Here is a 17340-nt window from a genome sequence, read left to right as displayed (position 1 = left end):
CATGTCGACACGTAGACGGTGGATCGGCCCTGGAAAAAGGGGGTCTGACGGTTTTTCAGCGCTCAACCGCCGGAAAAAGTGACCTTGAGCGATTCGCTCTTGTCGGTTACGCCTCGATCCTGTTTGCGGATCGAAGACGCGCGAAACTACGCGCGAGCAGCCTTGACACATGCATCTGGGAGACGCCCAGCTCCGCGCTGATCTGTGACTGGGTGAGGTTGCTGTAGTAGCGGAGCAGCAGGATCCGCTGCTCGCGCTCGGGCAGTTGTACGAGCAGATGCCGTACGAGGTCCCGGTGTTCGACCCCGTCGAGCGCGGGGTCCTCGTAGCCGAGCCGGTCGAGCAGGCCCGGCAGCCCGTCGCCCTCCTGGGCCGCTTCGAGGGAGGTCGCGTGGTAGGAGCGGCCGGCCTCGATGCAGGAGAGCACGTCCTCCTCGGTGATGCGCAGCCGCTCGGCGATCTCGGCGGTGGTGGGCGAGCGGCCGAAGGCGGTGGTCAGATCCTCCGTCGCGGCGTTCACCTGCACCCACAGCTCGTGCAGCCGGCGCGGTACGTGGACGGTGCGGACGTTGTCGCGGAAATACCGCTTGATCTCGCCGACGACCGTGGGCATCGCGAAGGTCGGGAACTGCACCCCCCGGTCCGGGTCGAAGCGGTCGATCGCGTTGATCAGGCCGATGGTGCCGACCTGGACCACGTCTTCCATGGGTTCGTTGCGGGAGCGGAAGCGGGCCGCCGCGTAGCGGACGAGGGGGAGGTTGGCCTCGATGAGGGCTCCGCGGACCCGGTGGTGCTCGGCGGTGCCCGGCTCCAGCATCTTGAGCCGGCCGAAGAGCACCTGGGTGAGGGCCCGGGTGTCGGCGCCGCGGCGGCGCTCGGGGGCGGCCTCCGGGGCGGTTTCCGGAGCTGTCTCGGGGGCGGTCTCGGGGGTCGTCCCGGGCGCGGGGGCCTCCGGTGCGGTGCCCTGCGCCGGGGGAGAGGGCGGGACCTGGGCCGGGGCGTGCGAGGGGGCCGGTGCCTGGGCCTTGGCCGGGGCTTCCTCCTGGGGCGGCGCAGTACTGGCCGACACGGTCAACGCCACCTCGTCATTCGTCAACGTCCGTCAACGTATCCGTCAACTCATCCGTCAAAAGCGGTCATAGCATCACAAGACATGTGCACTGTGTGCAAGCACCGCATATTGCCGTGTTGGGCGTCAGTTGGGGCGTAAGACACCAAAAACCCCTGACCGGTTGCGGTCAGGGGCGGGGAAGGGGGCGGGTCGCGGCGATCGGACTAGTAGGACCGATCGGAAGAGTTCCGGCCGCTCGGAAGGGTCGCCGGTCCGCTCGGAGGAGTCTCCGGTCCGGTCAAGGGAGCCCTCGGTCCGGTCAGAGGGAGTCTCCGTTCCGGTCAGAACGGATAGTCGGCGATCACCCAGGTGGCGAACTCGCGCCAGAGGGCGACGCCCGCCTGGTGCGCCGGGTGTTCCAGGTAGCGCTTGAGGGCGTCGGTGTCGTCGACGGCGGAGTTGATCGCGAAGTCGTAGGCGATGGGCCGGTCGGTGATGTTCCAGTCGCACTCCCAGAACCGCAGCTCGGGGATCTGGTCGCCGAGCGCGCGGAAGGCGGCGACGCCCTCGGCGACGCGGGGCTCGTCCCGCTCGACGCCGTCGTTGAGCTTGAAGAGGACCAGATGGCGGATCACGGGAACTCCTTGGTGGTGCCGGCGCCGGCCGTCAGTTCTGGGCTCCGTCGGCCACCCAGGTCATGAAGTCGCCGATCGCGCGAGCGGCGCTGGATATGCCCTCGAAGCCTATCTCGACGTAACCGGCGGCCTTCGCCGGATCGGTGATGATCACGTAGAGCACGAAGACGACGATGACGTAGATGGCGAGCTTCTTCGTGTTCACCGCCATGGCGGCCTCCCCTGTGCCTGCTGCGCCCGGTGGGCCCCCAGTTGCCGGCGGTGAGTTTAACCTTCACAAGCTCTTTAGGGACCAACGGCCCACGGGTCGAGGTCTTTTGCGGTGCCCGGGCCCCGCTCCCGCAGGTCAGCATGGAGGGGAGCCCCGGCGGAACAGGCAGGAGTCCTCCGGGCGCGAAGGGCCTCACTGCGGGGCCCGCGCCGCGGCTTCCCCCCGAGACGGCGGCACGGGCCTGGGGCCCTCGAAACGGGGGAGGCGGCTTGTCCCCTCGTGCCGCCTCCCCCGCCCCCTGGGGGTGCGGAAACAGCCCCGGCGACTGAGCGGACGCCGGGGCTTTCCGCTGTCCAAGACTCCCGGCCAAGATCCCGGCCAGCCGTGGGGCAGGCGGCTCCGGCCCGGAACGCACGAAGGGCCCCGTCTCTCGACGGGGCCCTTCCGAAGCGGTAGCGGAGGGATTTGAACCCTCGGTGACGGGTTACGCCACACTCGCTTTCGAGGCGAGCTCCTTCGGCCGCTCGGACACGCTACCGAGGGAGACCCTACCCCAAGGTGGGTCGTGCTCTGAAATCCGTTTCGCAGACCCCGGAACTTCCCCGCCGGACAGGGTCCGAGGAGGGTCCGGGCGCGGTCAGCGGTCGCGGAAGAAGTCGGTGAGCAGCCCGGCGGACTCCTCGGCGAGGACTCCCTCGATGACCTCGGGACGGTGGTTCAGCCGCCGGTCGCGCACCACGTCCCACACCGATCCCGTCGCCCCCGCCTTCTCGTCGCGGGCGCCGTAGACCACCCGCTCGACCCGGGACTGCACCAGCGCGCCCGCGCACATAGTGCAGGGCTCCAGGGTGACGACGAGCGTGCAGCCGGTCAGCCGCCACTCGCCGAGCCGCGCGGCTGCCCTGCGCAGCGCGAGGACCTCGGCGTGTGCCGTCGGGTCGCCGGTCGCCTCGCGTTCGTTGTGCCCGGCCGCCAGTACGGTCGTCCCGTCCGGCGCCAGCACGACGGCGCCGACGGGAACGTCCCCGCCCAGGACGGCCAGCCGAGCCTCGTCCAGCGCGCGCCGCATCGGCGCCCGCCACGGGTCGCGTACGGGATCGGGCGGGGGTGCCTGATGGGGGGTGCTCACCCCGGGAACCTAGCGGAACCCGGGCCGGCCGGGCGCGGGGGCCTGTCCGGCGGCGGACGGAACGCCGTGACCCGGCCCGCTCCGGGCCGGGTCACCGACGTACGCGCGTCGCCGGGGCGCCGCTCAGGGCACCGCTCGCGGACAGGACCGCGGAGCCGGCCGCGTCGCGCGGGCCGGCCCGGCGGTGGGTGTCGTCGTGGCTGTGTATGGGGTGGTGGTGGGTGGGGTGGGGGTGAGGAGGGGGCTGTGGCCGTGGCTGCGGCCATGCCGTGGGTGGTGCGGTTTGCTGCTGTCGCTGTCGCTGTTGCTGTCGTTCGGGCCGGGGAGCGCGAGGGCCTAGCGGACGGTCTCCAGGACCTCGGCCGCCCCGAGCGACTCGGCGATCGTGCTGAGCGCGTCGCCTTCGTCCAGGGCGAGCAGTTCCCGCTCGCCCACTCCGAGGTCCGCGAGGATGTAGCGGTCCCCGACGGGGCTGTGCGACAGGGCGTCGCCGGACACACTCCCCTCTTCTTCCTCCTCGTCGTCCACGGAGGCCCCGGGCTCACCGTCCTCCGTGCCGTCCAGGTCGAGAGAGTCCAGGTCGGCGACGTCGTCGCCGCCCGGTTCCCGTCCCAGCACTTCGTCGGTGAGCAGGATCTCGCCGTACGAACTGCGGGAAGCCGCGGCGGCGTCCGACACGTAGATACGAGGGTCCTCCTCGCCGTCCACGCGGACGACACCGAACCACGCGTCCTCCTGCTCGATGAGCAGAAGCACCGTGTCCTCGTCCGAGACTTCACGGGCCAGGTCGGTCAGATCCGACAGGGTCTCCACATCGTCGAGCTCTGTGTCGCTCGCTTCCCACCCGTCTTCGGTGCGCGCGAGCAGTGCGGCGAAGTACACCGTGACTCTCCCACTGGTCATAGGTGTGCCGGTTGGGGTTCCCCCCGGCGGAGGCTGTGGACGGGGAGTGCTGCTCCGAGCCCCGCCCACTCGGAATCGTGGCAGAAACAAGGCGTTCAGGGGACGTCTTCGGCCTGCTGTGTCTGCCTCTTTTGATCGCTACCAGCGGATCGTACGCGGCTGCCCGCGCCGCGCGGGCACCACCCGGCCGACACGACGGCGCGCCGCCGATGCGGCGTGGGGCGGGATGCGGGAAGCGCGGCGGGCGCGTCGCGGGTGTCCGTGGCCAACTTGTCGCGGCCCCGTCGCGCACTCGTGGTGGGGCCGTCGCGCACCCGTGGGTGGGGCCGTCGCTGACCCACGTCTTGGGCCCCTCGATACAGGCCTCGGGCAGGTCGCGGGCGCCGACGTGCGCTGTGAGCTGGGCGATTCCCTCATCATCGGCCGGGGTGCCGGGGTGCCGGGGTGCCGGGGTTGCCGCCCTGCCGGGGTGCCGGGCTGCGGGGTGGCCGGGACGGGATTCCACGCTCCCGGGGTTTCACGCTTCCCGGCTGCACTCCGGCCCCGTACGCCCGATGGCCCTGCGCTGGTGCTGGCCCCGTGCTGGTGCTGGCCCCGTGCCGCGCACCCCTCTGCGGGCGCTCCTCCCTGCGGCCGAGCCGCTACCAGCGGAACGTGCGCATGCGCATCGCGTGCCGCAGCCGTGCCGTCTTGGCGCGGCGCGGCTGGACGCGGTCGCGCAGCTCCCGCGCCTCGGCCAGATCGCGCAGGAACTGGGCGCGTCGCCTCCTGCGCTCGGCCTCGCTCTCCAGCCGCTCGGAGGTCTCCTCTTCCGGGTTCCGCATTGGCACACCACCCCAGGTCCGTCCCTCCCACCTTCCCTCTGATGGTCGGTTTGATGCCAGCGGACGGGTGACGCGGGAGGCCGGGGCCCGGCCGGACGGGGCAGTGGCGGGCGTCCGGGGCCCGGCTACTGTTGTGGACATGCGTCTCCACGTCGTCGACCACCCTCTGGTCGCCCATAAGCTCACCACCCTGCGCGACCGGCGCACCGACTCCGCGACCTTCCGGCGGCTCGCCGACGAGCTGGTCACCCTGCTCGCCTACGAGGCCACCCGCGACGTGCGGACCGAGCAGGTCGACATCGTGACCCCGGTCTCCCCGACCACGGGCGTCAAGCTCTCCTACCCCCGCCCCCTCGTCGTCCCGATCCTGCGGGCCGGCCTCGGCATGCTGGACGGCATGGTCCGGCTGCTGCCGACCGCCGAGGTGGGCTTCCTGGGCATGGTGCGCGACGAGGAGACGCTCCAGGCCTCCACGTACGCGACCCGGATGCCCGACGACCTCTCCGGCCGGCAGGTCTACGTCCTCGACCCGATGCTGGCCACCGGCGGCACCCTCGTCGCGGCGATCCAGGAGCTGATCAAGCGCGGCGCCGACGACGTCACCGCCGTCGTCCTGCTGGCCGCGCCCGAGGGCGTCGAGGTGATGGAGCGGGACCTGGCGGGCACGCCGGTCACCGTCGTCACCGCCTCGGTGGACGAGCGCCTGAACGAGCACGGCTACATCGTGCCGGGCCTCGGCGACGCGGGGGACCGGATGTACGGCGCCGCCGAGTAACCGAGTAACCGAGCAGTCGATTAACCGGGCAGTCGAGTAACCGAGCAGTCGAGCAGTACTGAGCAGGTGGCTCTCCGGGGGAGAGCGCGAAGAGGCGGGGCCCTGCGGAACCGAACCGGTGCGACCGGTGTTCCGCAGGGCCCCGCCTTTCGTTCCGTTCCGGGGATCAGCAGCTCTTCTTGGCGGAGGGCGTCGGCTGGGGCTGGGCCAGGACGGTGAGCGCCTTGTCGGCGTCCTCCTTCTTGGTGAGCGCCTTGAAGCCGTTGCCGATGATGAGGTCGACGGTGGTCGCCTGCGTACGGCCGTCGGTCTTCAGCTCGGCGCCGGCGAGCTGGGTGTTGAGGACGGGGAGCGCGGCCCGGTCGGCGGCCTTGGCGCCGAGCAGCAGTCCGGCGCCCTCGACCTTCTTGTCGTACGCGGCCGTCGCGTTGCCCACGTCACCGATCTTGAAGCCGCGTTTCCGCAGTTCGTCCGCCGTCTCCTTGGCGAGCCCGCTGCGCGGGGTCGCGTTGAGGACGTTCACGGTGATCTGGCCGGGCTTCGGCGGGGTGTCGGCGACCGCGGCGGCCGCGGAGGCGCGCGCCGCCGGGGAGGCCTTGGACCCGCAGTCCGCCTTCGTGGCCGCGGTACTGACCTTGCCGCCACCGGTGAAGACGTCGATGAGCTGCAGGGTCCCCCACCCGATCAGCCCGAGTGCGGCGACGGAGGCGACGACCAGGAAGGCGAGCCTGCGGCGCCCCCGGGGCCGGCGCATCCTCGGGTACTTGTCCCCCGTGATCCGGTACTGGCCACCCATGCCAGGGGGAGTGAGCATGCTCATGGGCGCAGCGTAGTGCGCCCGGACCGCGATGCCTACTAAATGATCATTGCTCGGCGGCCAGTTCAACCCATTGGGGTCAAGCCGTGGCCATTAGTCCAGTTCAAGGACGCGCGCGTGCAGCACCTGGCGCTGCTGGAGCGCGGCGCGGACGGCGCGGTGCAGGCCGTCCTCCAGGTACAGATCGCCCTGCCACTTGACGACGTGGGCGAAGAGGTCGCCGTAGAAGGTGGAGTCCTCGGCGAGGAGGGTCTCCAGGTCGAGCTGGCCCTTGGTCGTCACGAGCTGATCGAGGCGGACCGGGCGCGGCGCGACGTCCGCCCACTGCCGGGTGCTTTCCCGGCCGTGGTCGGGGTACGGCCGGCCGTTTCCGATGCGCTTGAAGATCACACGGAAAGCCTACCGGCCCAGACGTTCCGGGCGCAGCCACGGCGGCGGAGTGCGACGCTGGAAAAGATGCCGCAAAGCCGTGCAAATCGGGAACAGGGGTCTGATATGAGTGACAGCGAGACCGTCCCGACGGCTGCCGCCGAAGCCGGTCCCTCGGGCCCCGTCACTGGTTCCCAACGCCCCGCCACCGGTTCCCAAGGCCCCGACACCAGTTCCCAGGGCCCCGGCGCCCCCGCGGCCGGGGCGACCGGCGTCGGCGGGGACGCCCCCGCTCTGCCCCCGGAAGCCCTGGAGATCGCCGCCGGCTACGCCTTCACCGGTCCCGCCCTGGACCTGGGCGCCCTGCTCTGGGACGGCGCCTGTGTGCCAGACGCGCAGATCCGCGTCCCGTTGCCGATGCTCAACCGGCACGGTCTGGTCGCGGGCGCCACCGGCACCGGCAAGACCAAGACGCTCCAGCTCATCGCCGAGCAGCTCTCGGCGCAGGGCGTCCCGGTGTTCCTCGCCGACGTGAAGGGCGACGTCTCGGGGATCTCGGCGCCCGGCGAGCCCGGGGACAAGGTCCTGGAGCGGACCCGGGAGGTGCGCCAGGAGTGGACGCCGGGCGGCTGCCCCGCCGAGTTCTACGCGCTCGGCGGCCTCGGCCACGGCATCCCCGTACGCGCCACGGTCACCAGCTTCGGACCGGTCCTGCTCTCCAAGGTGCTCCAGCTCAACCAGACCCAGGAGCAGTCGCTCGGCCTGATCTTCCACTACGCCGACCAGAAGGGCCTGGAACTCGTCGACCTCAAGGACCTGCGCGCGGTCGTCGCCTTCCTGACCTCGGACGAGGGCAAGCAGGAGCTGAAGGGGATCGGCGGACTGTCCACCGCCACGGCGGGCGTCATCCTGCGTTCCCTCACCGCCTTCGAGGCGCAGGGCATGAGCCCCTTCTTCGGGGAGCCGGAGTTCGACACGAGCGAGCTGCCGCGCACCGCGCAGGACGGCCGGGGCGTGGTGTCGGTCCTCGAACTGCCCGCCGTGCAGGACAAGCCGCAGCTCTTCTCGACCTTCCTCATGTGGCTGCTGGCCGACCTCTTCCACGACCTCCCCGAGGTCGGCGACGCGGACAAGCCGAAGCTCGTCTTCTTCTTCGACGAGGCCCATCTGCTCTTCAACGGCGCCTCCAAGGCGTTCCTCGACTCCATCACGCAGACCGTCCGGCTGATTCGCTCGAAAGGAGTCGGCGTCTTCTTCGTGACGCAGACCCCCAAGGACGTGCCCGGCGATGTCCTCGCCCAGCTCGGCAACCGCGTCCAGCACGCGCTGCGCGCCTTCACCCCGGACGACCAGAAGGCGCTGAAGGCCACCGTGAAGACCTTCCCCAACTCCCCCTACGACCTCGAAGAGGTGCTCACCGGCCTCGGCACCGGCGAGGCCGTGATCACCGTGCTGAGCGAGAGGGGCGCCCCGACCCCGGTCGCGGCGACCCGGCTGCGGGCACCGGAGTCCCTGATGGGCCCGGTGGCGCCGGACGCGCTGGACCGGGCGGTGCAGGGGTCCCCGCTGTACGGGCGGTACGCGGAGGCGGTGGACCGCGAGTCGGCGTACGAGAAGCTGACGGCGGCGCGGGAGGCGCGGGCCGGTCAGGACGCCCCGCCGGCTTCCAAGACCCCAGCGGCTTCCAAGACCCCGGCGGCTTCGAATCCCTCGAAGACCTCGAAGGCCCCGAAGGCTTCGAAGGAAGAGGCGTCCGTTGTGGAGCAGGTCGTCGGCAGCGGGATGTTCAAGTCCCTGGCGCGGTCGATGGGCACCCAGATCGGACGGGAGATCACGCGGTCGCTGTTCGGGACGGCCCGGAAGCGGCGGTAGCGCGCGGAACGCCGGAGGCGGCCGTCCCAGCCGGGGCGGCCGCCTCCTGTCGTCAGGCGCGCGGGGTGTCCGGGGGCGTACCCGGCCGCTGTTCGTCGGGTTCGGGGTGCGGCGCGGGGCGCGGACGCGGTTCGGGGGAGTTGTCGCGGGCGGCTTCCGCGCGCAGGAGGGCGCGCAGGACCGCGTACGGGTCCGTGGGCATGAGGGTCCTGTTCCTTTCGCTGATGAACGACCTGGCTGGGGTGGCCGGGTCCGTCAGCAGCGCAGGACCACGCAGCGGAGGGTGTGCAGGGCGGGGGAGGGAACGGGAGCGATGACGGTGGGCGCGGCTGCCCGTGCGGTGCGGGGCGGGTGCCCCGGGAGGGGCGGCGGCGCCGGGTGCGGGGGTGCGAAGGGCCGGTGGGCCTGGCGGTGCGGTGGGCGCAGCGCCGTGTCGAGGGCGTCGTGCTCCGCGGTGCCCTCGGCCGAGCCCTCGGTGCCGCCGGCGAGGGCGGCGACGCCGGCCACCGGAGTCGTGAACGTCTCCGGGTGCGGGCCGGTCGCGAGCAGGGCGACGACGAGGAGGACGAGGACCCGGAGGGTCCGTGCGCTCCACCGAGCCCCTCCCCGCGCTCGCCCGCGACGGCGCAGCGGGTGCGGGTGGCGCGGGGCGGGGCTCATGAGCGTCATGTCCCCACCGGAGGCGGGGCTCACCGGGTCGGCACCGAGAAGCACCCGTTCGGCGCACTGGTCGGGCTCCGGGCTCTTGGTGCCCCGCGTTCTTCTCCGACTCTCGTTCAGGCGGAGCGGGGGACCGACCGGGCGCCGGAACGGATGCGGAACGCCACGATGACCTCGGTGATGCCGACCGCGACGAGCCAGATCCCGCCGACCACCGTCAGAACCGCGACGGACTCGAACGGCGACACGATCAGCACGATGCCCGCGAGGAAGCTGATGATCCCGAGGACGATCTGCCAGCCACGGGCCGGCACGCCCGGGTCGGAGGCGGCGGCGAGGGTCTGGGTGATGCCCCGGAACAGCCAGCCGATGCCGATCCACAGGGCGAGCAGCAGGATCGACTGGGTCGCGCCCCGGAAGCAGAAGAGGCCGAGGACGATCGACAGGGCACCGCTGATGAAGGCCATCACGCGCAGCGAGGTCGCCGCGTGGGTGCCGAACGCGGCGACGAGCTGGAGGACGCCGCTGACGACCAGGTACACCCCGAAGAGGACACCGGCGACGAGGAGCGAGGCACCGGGCCAGATCAGCACGATGACGCCGAGGGCCAGCGCGGCGACACCGGCCGCGAGGACGGCCTGCCAGGCGCTGCGGGAGAGCAGATGCAAGGGCCCTTCGAGCGGGGGGCCGTCCGGATCGGAGGATGCCTGGATCATGCGCCCATGCTGCGAACACCCCCCACCCCGAGCCACCGGGGTGACCCGAACGAGTACGGGCGGAAAAAAATCCGGCCGGGGCAGGGGCGCGGAAAAATCCAGCCGGGCAGGGGCGGGGAAAATCCAGCCCCTCCGGCGTTTGAGGAGCGGGGTCTGGGGCGGAGCCCCAGGTACGGGCGGAGCCCCAGGTACGGGACGGGCAGGGGCGGAGGGGGCGAAGAGAGGCCTGTTACGGGGCCGGCACCCGCGCCGGGGAAGAGTGAACCCCGGTTCACGGAAGCCCGGGTTACTTGCCGGAGGCCTTCGCCGCCTTGGCCGCCGCCTTCACCTCCTGCTTGTGCGCCCGCACCTTGCCCAGAGACTCCGGCCCGGTGATATCGGCGACGGAACGAAAGGAACCGGCCTCCCCATAAACCCCGGCCGCCTCCCGCCACCCCTCCGGCCGCACCCCGAGCTGCTTACCGAGCAGCGCCAGGAAAATCTGGGCCTTCTGCGTACCGAACCCGGGAAGTTCCTTGAGCCGGCGCAACAGCTCCGCCCCGGTCCCCGCGTCCTTCCAGACCCCGGCCGCGTCCCCGTCGTAGTGCTCGACAAGGTACTGACAGAGCTGATGGATCCGCTTGCCCATGGACCCGGGATACCGGTGCACGGCCGGCTTGGCGGAGAGCAGCTCGGCGAACTTCTCCGGGTCGTAGGAGGCGATCTCGTGCGCGTCGAGGTCGTCGGACCCCATGCGCCGGGCGATCGTGTACGGCCCCGCGAAGGCCCACTCCATCGGCACCTGCTGGTCCAGCAGCATGCCGACCAGCGCGGCGAGTGGGCTGCGGCCGAGGAGTTCGTCGGCTTCGGGCTGCTGCGCGAGGTGAAGGGTGACGTCCATGAACCGATGATCCCGCGAGCCGGGACCCGGCGCTCGGCCGTACCCGCCGCCGCCCGGTTCCCCACCGCCCCCACCAGGCACGTACGATCTCCGGGCGGGCTAGTTAGGTGAGCCTAACCTGAGAAGGGTGAGGCCTGAGAAAGGCATGGGAAGCGCGGGGCCCGAGGCGGGCCCCGAAGAGCGGGACCTGAGCCGGGCCGGACAGGAGTCTGGGCCTGAGCCGGGCCGGAGAAGAGTGGGGACGGAACGTGACCGCCGAGATCTACCGTGACGCCTGGGGCGTCCCGCACCTGCGTGCCGGGAGCGCGCTGGAACTGGCGCACGCCCAGGGCCGGGTCACGGCCGAGGACCGGGCCTGGCAACTGGAGGTCGAACGGCACCGCTCGCAGGGCACCTCCGCCGCCTTCCTCGGCGCCGAGTCGGTGAGCTGGGACCGGCTCGCCCGGCAGGCCCGCCTGGACGACACCGCCCGCGGCTGCTTCGCGGCCCTGGAGGAGCGGGACCCCGAAACCGCCGCCTGGATCGTCGCGTACACCGACGGGGTCAACGCCGGACTGGCCGAAGGGGCCCGGCGCGCCCCGGAGTTCGCGGCGACCGGCCTCGCGCCGGGCCGCTGGGAGCCGTGGAGCCCGCTCGGCGTCTGGCTCGCCACCCACATCCTGTTCGCCGGCTTCCCCGCGAAACTCTGGCGCGAGGAGGTCGTACGGCGCCTGGGCGCGGACGCGGTCAACCTGTTCGCCATGGACGGGCCGGGCACGGCCGGCAGCAACGGCTGGCTGGTGAGCGGCGAGCGCACCGTCACCGGCCAGGCGGTCATCGCCGGCGACCCGCACCGCTTCATCGAGGCCCCCGGCGTCTACCAGCAAATACGGCTGGCCTGCCCGGAGTTCGACGTCGTCGGCATCGCCGTCCCCGGCGTCCCGGGCATCGCCCACTTCGCCCACACCGGCACGGTCGCCTGGGCCATCACCAACGCCATGGCCGACTACCACGACCTCTACCGGGAACGGCTGCGAAGCGCGGCCGGCGGGGCCGTCGAGGCCCTCGACCCCGACGGCGTGTGGCGGACCGCGACACGGCACGTGGAACGCGTGGAGGTGGCCGGCGGCGCGCCCGTCGAGGTAGAGGTGGTCGAGACGGCGCGCGGGCCCGTGGTGATCGGGGGCGTCGACGCCGGCGAGGCCGTGAGCCTGCGCTATCCGCCGCGCGTCACCCACGACCTCGGCTTCGGCGCGCTCCTGCCGTTGCTGCGGGCGCGCCGGGTCGCCGACGTGGACCGGGCGTTCGACACCTGGGCCGAGCCGGTGAACGTCGTGCAGGCCGCCGACACCGAGGGCGGGCTGCTGCACCGCGTCGCGGGCCGCGTCCCGGTCCGCGCCGAGGCCAACCGCGTCCGGATCGTGCCCGCTTGGGAGTCCGGGCACGAGTGGACCGGCTGGCACGCCATGCCGTACGGCACGGTCGAGGACGGCCTCGCCGTGATGGCGAACCAGCGCGGCCCCTCCACCCCGCTCGGCATCGAGTTCGCCCCACCGCACCGCGCCGCCCGCATCCGCCAACTCCTCGACAGAGAGTCAAAGTTGCGGGCCACGGACATGGCAGCCCTGCACATGGACACCCATCTCGCCTCCGCCGCGCCCCTGTTGGAGCGGCTCGCTTCTCTCGACCTGTCCGGCCCCGCCGCCGGCCTGCGGGACCGACTCCTGCGCTGGGACCGGCACATGGACGCCGACAGCACCGTGGCCGCCGAGTACGCACGGATGCGGAGCGCGGTCGTACGCCGGCTCGCCGCCCATCCGTCCCTCGCGGTCCTGTCCGACCCGCCGGACTACCCGGACGTCTTCCTGCCCTGGCTCGCGCTGATTCCCCGCGTCGGCCTCGCCCTCGAAAACCTGCTGAAAGCAAGGGATTTGTACGGCATCGACCGGGATGCCGTCGTCCGGGAAGCGGTGGAGGAGGTGGCCGCCGAACAGGAGGCGGGGACGGGAGCCGCCGGGTCGGTGGGGTCCGCCGGACGCACCTGGGGTGACACCCACCGTCTCGCCCCTTGGCGCGCACTCCCCGACACCCCGAACACCCCGAACACCCCGAACGCCCCGAACACTCCGAACGCTTTGGACACCTCGAACCCGTCGAACCCCGCGTACGCCGAACCGGGGCTGTCCGGCGACAACGACTGTGTGCTGTGCACGTCCTCGGTGCCCGGGCTGACCGATCTCAGCGTGCGCGGGCCCGCCGCCCGTTACGTCTGGGACCTCGCCGACCGGGACGCCAGCCTCTGGGTGGTGCCCTTCGGCGCGGACGGCGTGCCCGGCACCGAGCACCACCGCGATCAACTCCCCCTGTGGCTCAGCGGAGAACTGGCCCCCGTGACCACCGACTGGAAGACGCTGAAGAAGGAGCAAGGAGAGTGAAGAAGGAGCAAGGAGATTGGGGAGCGCGATGACGTCCGCGGAGACGAGGACCGCCGGTACGAGGACCACCGGTACGGCGGTGACCGGTACGGCGAGCACCGGTACGGCGGTGACCGGTACGGCGGTGACCGGTACGGCGGTCACCGGAGCCATGTCCATGCACGCGCCCACGGGGACGCGCTCGGGCTCGGAGTCGTACGCCGACGGCCGGGCGGCGGTGTACGAGCAGGAGGTCGACGGCTTCGGCACGGTCCGGGTGCTGCCCGTGGACCCGTACGCCGACCTCGACGTCGTCCACACCTGGGTCGGCGCGGAACGCGCCGCGTACTGGGGCATGACCGGGTTCACCCGGCAGCAGGTCCTGGAGACCTTCCTGCACCTCGACTCGCTCGACACCCACCACGCCTTCCTCGCGGTCATGGACGGTGTGCCGGCCGCGCTCTTCCAGACGTACGAGCCCGGGGCCGACCGGGTCGGCGAGTGTTACGAGGTCGCGCCCGGCGACATCGGCGTCCACCTGCTGATCGGTCCCCCGGCGGCGGGGACCGGCGGGCGGCCCGGCTGGTCGGCGGCGCTGCTGACGGCGTTCCTGGGGTACGCCCTGACCGGCCTCGACCGGCGGCGCGCGGTCGTGGAGCCCGACGCCCGCAACACCAAGGCGATCGAACGGCTCACCAGGCAGGGCTTCGTCGACGCCGGAGACATCGTGCTCCCGGAGGTCGACCTGCCCGAGGTCCATCTGCCCGAGAAGCACGCCCGGCTCGCCTTCCTGACCCGCGAGGCCTTCGAGGCGTCCGGGCAGGTTTCCCGGCCGAGGGGGTGAGCAGGAGGCCGCCCGCGTCCGTACGTAACCGAGACCCTGCCCCAGGAGATGACGGAGACGGCGTGTGAACGGAAGCGGGCGGCGGAACCGGCGGGGCGCGGCCCGGGTCCTTGCGTTGCTGGCCGGCGTTCTGACGCTGGTCCTTTTCACGGGCGTGAGCGGCGCGTCCGCGCACGCCGCGCTGACGGGTACCGATCCGCGGGACGGCAGCGTGCTGAAGTCGGCGCCGCGCCAGGTCACACTGAGGTTCAGCGAGTCGGTCGGGCTGCTCGACGACTCCTTCCGCGTCCTCACCCCGGAGAACCGGCGCGTCCACACGGGTGCGCCGCGCCATGTCGACGGCCGCTCCGACACGGCGAGCGTCACGCTGCCGCGCGGCCTCGGGACCGGCACGTTCACGGTGGCGTGGCGGGTCGTCTCGGCCGACAGCCACCCGGTGTCGGGCGCGTTCACCTTCTCCATCGGCAAACCCTCGGCGACCGCCGCGCCCCTGCCCTCCGCCGCCGCGGGCAACCCGGCCTCCGCCGCGCTGTACGACATCGCCCGCTACGCCGCGTACAGCGGACTCGCCCTGCTCATCGGCGCGGCGACCTTCGTCCTGGCCTGCGGCTTCCGGGGCTCGGTCCGCCGCCTGCTGCACACCGGCTGGTGGACCCTCATCAGCTCGACCGTCGCGCTGCTCCTGCTGCGCGGCCCGTACGAGCGCGGCACCGGCATCGCCGACGCCCTCGACCCCACGATCCTCAGCGACACCCTGACCAGCCGCCCGGGAATCGTGCTGGTGGTCCGGCTGGCGCTGCTGGCGGGGGCGGTTCTCCTTCCGCTGCCGGGACCGGGGAGTGCCGACGGTGCCGTCCGGGGCGAGAGGCGGACTGACGACGCTGTCGTCCCCGTCCCCGGGGAGGGACGGCCGGGCCGCGTGACCCTCGCGCTGGGCGGGCTCCTCGCCCTCGGCCTGGCGGTCACCTGGGCCGCGGCCGAACACGCCTCCGCCGGTATCCAGGTCCCGGTGGCGATGGTCTCCTCGGTGCTGCACCTGCTGGCCATGGCGGTCTGGCTCGGCGGCCTGACCGCGCTGCTCACGGCGCTCCACCGCCCCGCCGAGCCGGTGCCCCCGGCCGTCGTCACCCGCTTCTCCCGTCTCGCCCTCACCTCGGTGGCCGTCCTCGCGGCAACCGGCGTCTACCAGTCCTGGCGCGGCCTCGGCTCCTGGAACGCCCTGACGTCGACGTCGTACGGCCGCCTCCTGCTCGCGAAGGTCGCCGTGGTGGCACTGCTGCTGGCGGGAGCGGCCGTGTCCCGCCGCTGGACGACCCGGCTCGCGATGCCGCGGGCCCCGGAGGCGGTCCCGGCGGAACGCGTACCGGTCGCCGTGGCGGCGGCAGCGGAGACGACGACCACACCGTCGGCGGACGAGCCGCCCGACGAGGCGTCCTTCGCGAAGGAGCGCCAGCAGCGGGAGAACCGGACGCGGTTGCGGGGTCTGCGCCGCTCGGTGCTGGCCGAGGTCACGGTCGGCATCCTGGTGCTGGTGATCACGACGATGCTGACCGGCACGCAGCCGGGCCGCGCCGCGGAGGAGACGGCGACCGCGACGGCGGCGGCGGACCAGCCGGCTTCGTCGACGACGCTGGTCCCCTTCGACGTCGGCACACCGGGCGGCCACGGCAAGGTCCAGGTGGAACTGTCGCCGGGCCGGGTGGGCGAGAACTCGGTGCAGGCGGTGATCATCGGCCCCGACGGCGGCATCGCGACGGTCCCCGAACTGCGCATCACCTTCACCCTGAAGTCCCAGCGGGTGGGCCCGATCGACGCGGAGATCACCGACAAGGGCGGCTACTGGACCTCCGACACCCTGGCCCTCCCCCTCCCCGGCACCTGGACCATGAAAACCACGATCCGCACCACAGCCATCGACCAGGTCACGGTGGAGAGGCCGGTGCGGGTGAACTGAACGCGCCCGCTTCGCCGATGGACCCAGGCGCCGGCGCCGGTGAACGCCGGCTGTGGGCAAGGAGCAGGCGCAACGGACGCGGGGGACAACGACGAAGGGCCCCACCTCGCGGTGGGGCCCTTCGACATCGTGCCCGGTGAGGCACTGGCGGAGGATACGAGATTCGAACTCGTGAGGGGTTGCCCCCAACACGCTTTCCAAATGTTCGTGCGGGGGTACGGGGACGCTCGGGGGCGTCCTGACCTGCGGTGGAGCATGTCGATATGCGCGCGGCGGACTGTGCCGGACGGGGGTGAATGCAACCAGAACTGCAACCAGATGGTCGGCGTCTCGCTGGGCGGGGCGCCACGGTGCCGTGGCAATGGCTGTCTCAGATTGTGTATGCGGATTGTCCCCTCGGAGTGTCAGTGGTGCCCGATAGGTTCTGCTATGGCACGTCACCACGAACGGGGAGACATCTCGATCATGTACGACGCCGAGTTAATGGCCGTGGCCACTGGTGCGGCCGGCACGCTCGTCGCGGCCATAGCCACGTCGGGTGCCGAGAAGATGCGCTTGAAGGTCGCGCACTTCTTCCGCAGGGCCACTCCGGATCAACAGAGAGCGGCTGCCCAGGCAGTGGATGACACCGCCGCACAGCTCACCTCGCCTTCTTCAGAGGCTCAGGCGCTGGCAGCGACCGCCTGGGCGCAGCTCATCGCCCAATACCTTGGCGAGCACCGCGAGGCTATGAGCGAGGTGGACGAACTCGCGGTGCCCACCCCGTCGGCCTCGAAGGTCTGGAACCAGCACAACACCGGCACTGGAACGTTCATCGGTGGTGACGTCCACGGTGGCCTGACCTTCAACTACGGCGGGGCGTCAGATGACCGACGCTGAGCACCGGGAGCAGCACAACCACGGGTCCGGCACGTTCGTAGGCGGCGACGTCCACGGTGGCCTCTGGCAGGTCTTTCTCCCGCCTTACGGAAAGAAGACGTCCGACAATCCGACGCCGACGAAGCGACAGCCCGAGCAGGACGACGAGGATGAGGATGACTATGAGGGCGTCCTGGAGTCTCTGATCGGGACTGCATGGATTGCCGCTTCGGCTGGTCTGGCCGTCGTCTATGCGGTCATGGGCTGGCCTTGGACCGACCATGATCCCGATCCGGGCATCGCTGCACGGATTGGAGGAGGGCTCGTCGCCTTCTACGTCTGCTTGGCTGCGGCGGCTGCCTTCTTCGCCCGTCTCGCTCAGGTCTTCGAGCTCTGGTCGGAACAATGTGCCATCACGGCTGCACAAAGCCGAGGTCGGCTAGTTGCCA

Annotated in this window: 18 protein-coding genes and 1 tRNA gene; 6 read left to right on the top strand and 13 right to left on the bottom strand. The window is 71.7% G+C overall.

Annotated features, from left to right (window positions below; genetic code table 11):
* Positions 1-106: 106 nt before the first annotated feature.
* The 7 genes from AB0912_RS00780 to AB0912_RS00750 all read right to left on the bottom strand — a co-directional run bounded on the left by AB0912_RS00780 (position 107) and on the right by AB0912_RS00750 (position 4753).
* Positions 107-1069, bottom strand: coding sequence for a SigB/SigF/SigG family RNA polymerase sigma factor (locus AB0912_RS00780; protein WP_366695684.1), 963 nt, complete (start codon positions 1067-1069; stop codon positions 107-109).
* 323 nt (positions 1070-1392) lie between these two features.
* A complete protein-coding gene (locus tag AB0912_RS00775; RefSeq protein ID WP_366695279.1) occupies positions 1393-1686 on the bottom strand; it encodes a Dabb family protein in 294 nt (97 codons plus the stop codon).
* 31 nt (positions 1687-1717) lie between these two features.
* Positions 1718-1897, bottom strand: a complete 180-nt coding sequence (locus tag AB0912_RS00770; RefSeq protein WP_366695277.1) for a hypothetical protein — start codon at positions 1895-1897, stop codon at positions 1718-1720.
* Between the two features lie 450 nt (positions 1898-2347).
* A tRNA-Ser gene (locus AB0912_RS00765) sits at positions 2348-2435 on the bottom strand.
* A gap of 99 nt (positions 2436-2534) precedes the next feature.
* On the bottom strand, positions 2535-2966 hold the full coding sequence (gene tadA / locus AB0912_RS00760) for a tRNA adenosine(34) deaminase TadA (RefSeq protein ID WP_366695682.1): 432 nt from the start codon (positions 2964-2966) through the stop codon (positions 2535-2537).
* 396 nt (positions 2967-3362) lie between these two features.
* The gene (locus AB0912_RS00755; protein WP_366695680.1) at positions 3363-3908 is read right to left on the bottom strand and encodes a hypothetical protein; all 546 of its coding nucleotides are present in this window, start codon (positions 3906-3908) and stop codon (positions 3363-3365) included.
* A gap of 662 nt (positions 3909-4570) precedes the next feature.
* On the bottom strand, positions 4571-4753 hold the full coding sequence (locus AB0912_RS00750; protein ID WP_366695275.1) for a hypothetical protein: 183 nt from the start codon (positions 4751-4753) through the stop codon (positions 4571-4573).
* 139 nt (positions 4754-4892) lie between these two features.
* On the opposite strand from AB0912_RS00750, the gene upp reads away from it, so the two are divergent.
* Positions 4893-5528, top strand: coding sequence for a uracil phosphoribosyltransferase (gene upp, locus AB0912_RS00745; protein ID WP_081218219.1), 636 nt, complete (start codon positions 4893-4895; stop codon positions 5526-5528).
* Between the two features lie 166 nt (positions 5529-5694).
* Here upp and AB0912_RS00740 read toward each other — a convergent pair whose 3' ends face one another.
* Entirely contained in the window at positions 5695-6348 is a 654-nt protein-coding gene (locus AB0912_RS00740) for a LytR C-terminal domain-containing protein (RefSeq protein ID WP_366695273.1), read from the bottom strand.
* A gap of 90 nt (positions 6349-6438) precedes the next feature.
* The gene (locus AB0912_RS00735) at positions 6439-6735 is read right to left on the bottom strand and encodes a type II toxin-antitoxin system VapB family antitoxin (RefSeq protein ID WP_003999914.1); all 297 of its coding nucleotides are present in this window, start codon (positions 6733-6735) and stop codon (positions 6439-6441) included.
* 105 nt (positions 6736-6840) lie between these two features.
* Between AB0912_RS00735 and AB0912_RS00730 the strand changes: the two genes are divergently transcribed.
* Entirely contained in the window at positions 6841-8586 is a 1746-nt protein-coding gene (locus AB0912_RS00730; RefSeq protein ID WP_366695271.1) for a helicase HerA-like domain-containing protein, read from the top strand.
* 52 nt (positions 8587-8638) lie between these two features.
* Here AB0912_RS00730 and AB0912_RS00725 read toward each other — a convergent pair whose 3' ends face one another.
* The 4 genes from AB0912_RS00725 to AB0912_RS00710 form a co-directional block, all read right to left on the bottom strand.
* Positions 8639-8788 carry a hypothetical protein gene (locus AB0912_RS00725; RefSeq protein WP_366695269.1) on the bottom strand — a complete coding sequence of 50 codons (150 nt, stop codon included), beginning with the start codon at positions 8786-8788 and terminating at the stop codon, positions 8639-8641.
* A 53-nt stretch (positions 8789-8841) separates the two neighbouring features.
* Positions 8842-9255, bottom strand: coding sequence for a hypothetical protein (locus AB0912_RS00720; RefSeq protein ID WP_366695267.1), 414 nt, complete (start codon positions 9253-9255; stop codon positions 8842-8844).
* Between the two features lie 107 nt (positions 9256-9362).
* Positions 9363-9962 (bottom strand): HdeD family acid-resistance protein, encoded by a 600-nt coding sequence (locus AB0912_RS00715; protein WP_366695265.1) that lies wholly within the window; start codon positions 9960-9962, stop codon positions 9363-9365.
* 286 nt (positions 9963-10248) lie between these two features.
* Positions 10249-10842: an HhH-GPD-type base excision DNA repair protein gene (locus tag AB0912_RS00710; RefSeq protein ID WP_366695263.1), complete on the bottom strand. Its 594-nt coding sequence runs from the start codon at positions 10840-10842 to the stop codon at positions 10249-10251.
* 248 nt (positions 10843-11090) lie between these two features.
* Between AB0912_RS00710 and AB0912_RS00705 the strand changes: the two genes are divergently transcribed.
* From AB0912_RS00705 to AB0912_RS00690, 4 genes are all read left to right on the top strand, one after another.
* Positions 11091-13256 carry a penicillin acylase family protein gene (locus tag AB0912_RS00705; RefSeq protein ID WP_366695261.1) on the top strand — a complete coding sequence of 722 codons (2166 nt, stop codon included), beginning with the start codon at positions 11091-11093 and terminating at the stop codon, positions 13254-13256.
* Positions 13257-13413: 157 nt separating this feature from the next.
* Entirely contained in the window at positions 13414-14079 is a 666-nt protein-coding gene (locus AB0912_RS00700; RefSeq protein ID WP_366695678.1) for a GNAT family N-acetyltransferase, read from the top strand.
* Positions 14080-14194: 115 nt separating this feature from the next.
* Positions 14195-16033: a copper resistance protein CopC gene (locus tag AB0912_RS00695; protein WP_366695675.1), complete on the top strand. Its 1839-nt coding sequence runs from the start codon at positions 14195-14197 to the stop codon at positions 16031-16033.
* Between the two features lie 465 nt (positions 16034-16498).
* On the top strand, positions 16499-16912 hold the full coding sequence (locus AB0912_RS00690) for a hypothetical protein (protein ID WP_366695259.1): 414 nt from the start codon (positions 16499-16501) through the stop codon (positions 16910-16912).
* Positions 16913-17340: the final 428 nt, after the last annotated feature.

This window comes from Streptomyces sp. NPDC007084, from assembly GCF_040703595.1.
Lineage (GTDB): Bacteria > Actinomycetota > Actinomycetes > Streptomycetales > Streptomycetaceae > Streptomyces.
Note: the sequence above shows the minus strand (reverse complement) of the source record. Positions and strands in the feature narration are given on the sequence as shown.

Excerpts from the sequence above, each read along its gene's own strand:
- AB0912_RS00710 (WP_366695263.1), bottom strand. The coding sequence starts at position 10,842 with ATGGACGTCACCCTTCACCTCGCGCAGCAGCCCGAAGCCGACGAACTC.
- AB0912_RS00740 (WP_366695273.1), bottom strand. The coding sequence starts at position 6,348 with ATGAGCATGCTCACTCCCCCTGGCATGGGTGGCCAGTACCGGATCACG.
- AB0912_RS00690 (WP_366695259.1), top strand. The coding sequence starts at position 16,499 with ATGTACGACGCCGAGTTAATGGCCGTGGCCACTGGTGCGGCCGGCACG.
- AB0912_RS00700 (WP_366695678.1), top strand. The coding sequence starts at position 13,414 with ATGCACGCGCCCACGGGGACGCGCTCGGGCTCGGAGTCGTACGCCGAC.
- AB0912_RS00720 (WP_366695267.1), bottom strand. The coding sequence starts at position 9,255 with ATGACGCTCATGAGCCCCGCCCCGCGCCACCCGCACCCGCTGCGCCGT.
- AB0912_RS00730 (WP_366695271.1), top strand. The coding sequence starts at position 6,841 with ATGAGTGACAGCGAGACCGTCCCGACGGCTGCCGCCGAAGCCGGTCCC.
- upp (WP_081218219.1), top strand. The coding sequence starts at position 4,893 with ATGCGTCTCCACGTCGTCGACCACCCTCTGGTCGCCCATAAGCTCACC.
- tadA (WP_366695682.1), bottom strand. The coding sequence starts at position 2,966 with ATGCGGCGCGCGCTGGACGAGGCTCGGCTGGCCGTCCTGGGCGGGGAC.
- AB0912_RS00770 (WP_366695277.1), bottom strand. The coding sequence starts at position 1,897 with ATGGCGGTGAACACGAAGAAGCTCGCCATCTACGTCATCGTCGTCTTC.
- AB0912_RS00750 (WP_366695275.1), bottom strand. The coding sequence starts at position 4,753 with ATGCGGAACCCGGAAGAGGAGACCTCCGAGCGGCTGGAGAGCGAGGCC.
- AB0912_RS00725 (WP_366695269.1), bottom strand. The coding sequence starts at position 8,788 with ATGCCCACGGACCCGTACGCGGTCCTGCGCGCCCTCCTGCGCGCGGAA.
- AB0912_RS00715 (WP_366695265.1), bottom strand. The coding sequence starts at position 9,962 with ATGATCCAGGCATCCTCCGATCCGGACGGCCCCCCGCTCGAAGGGCCC.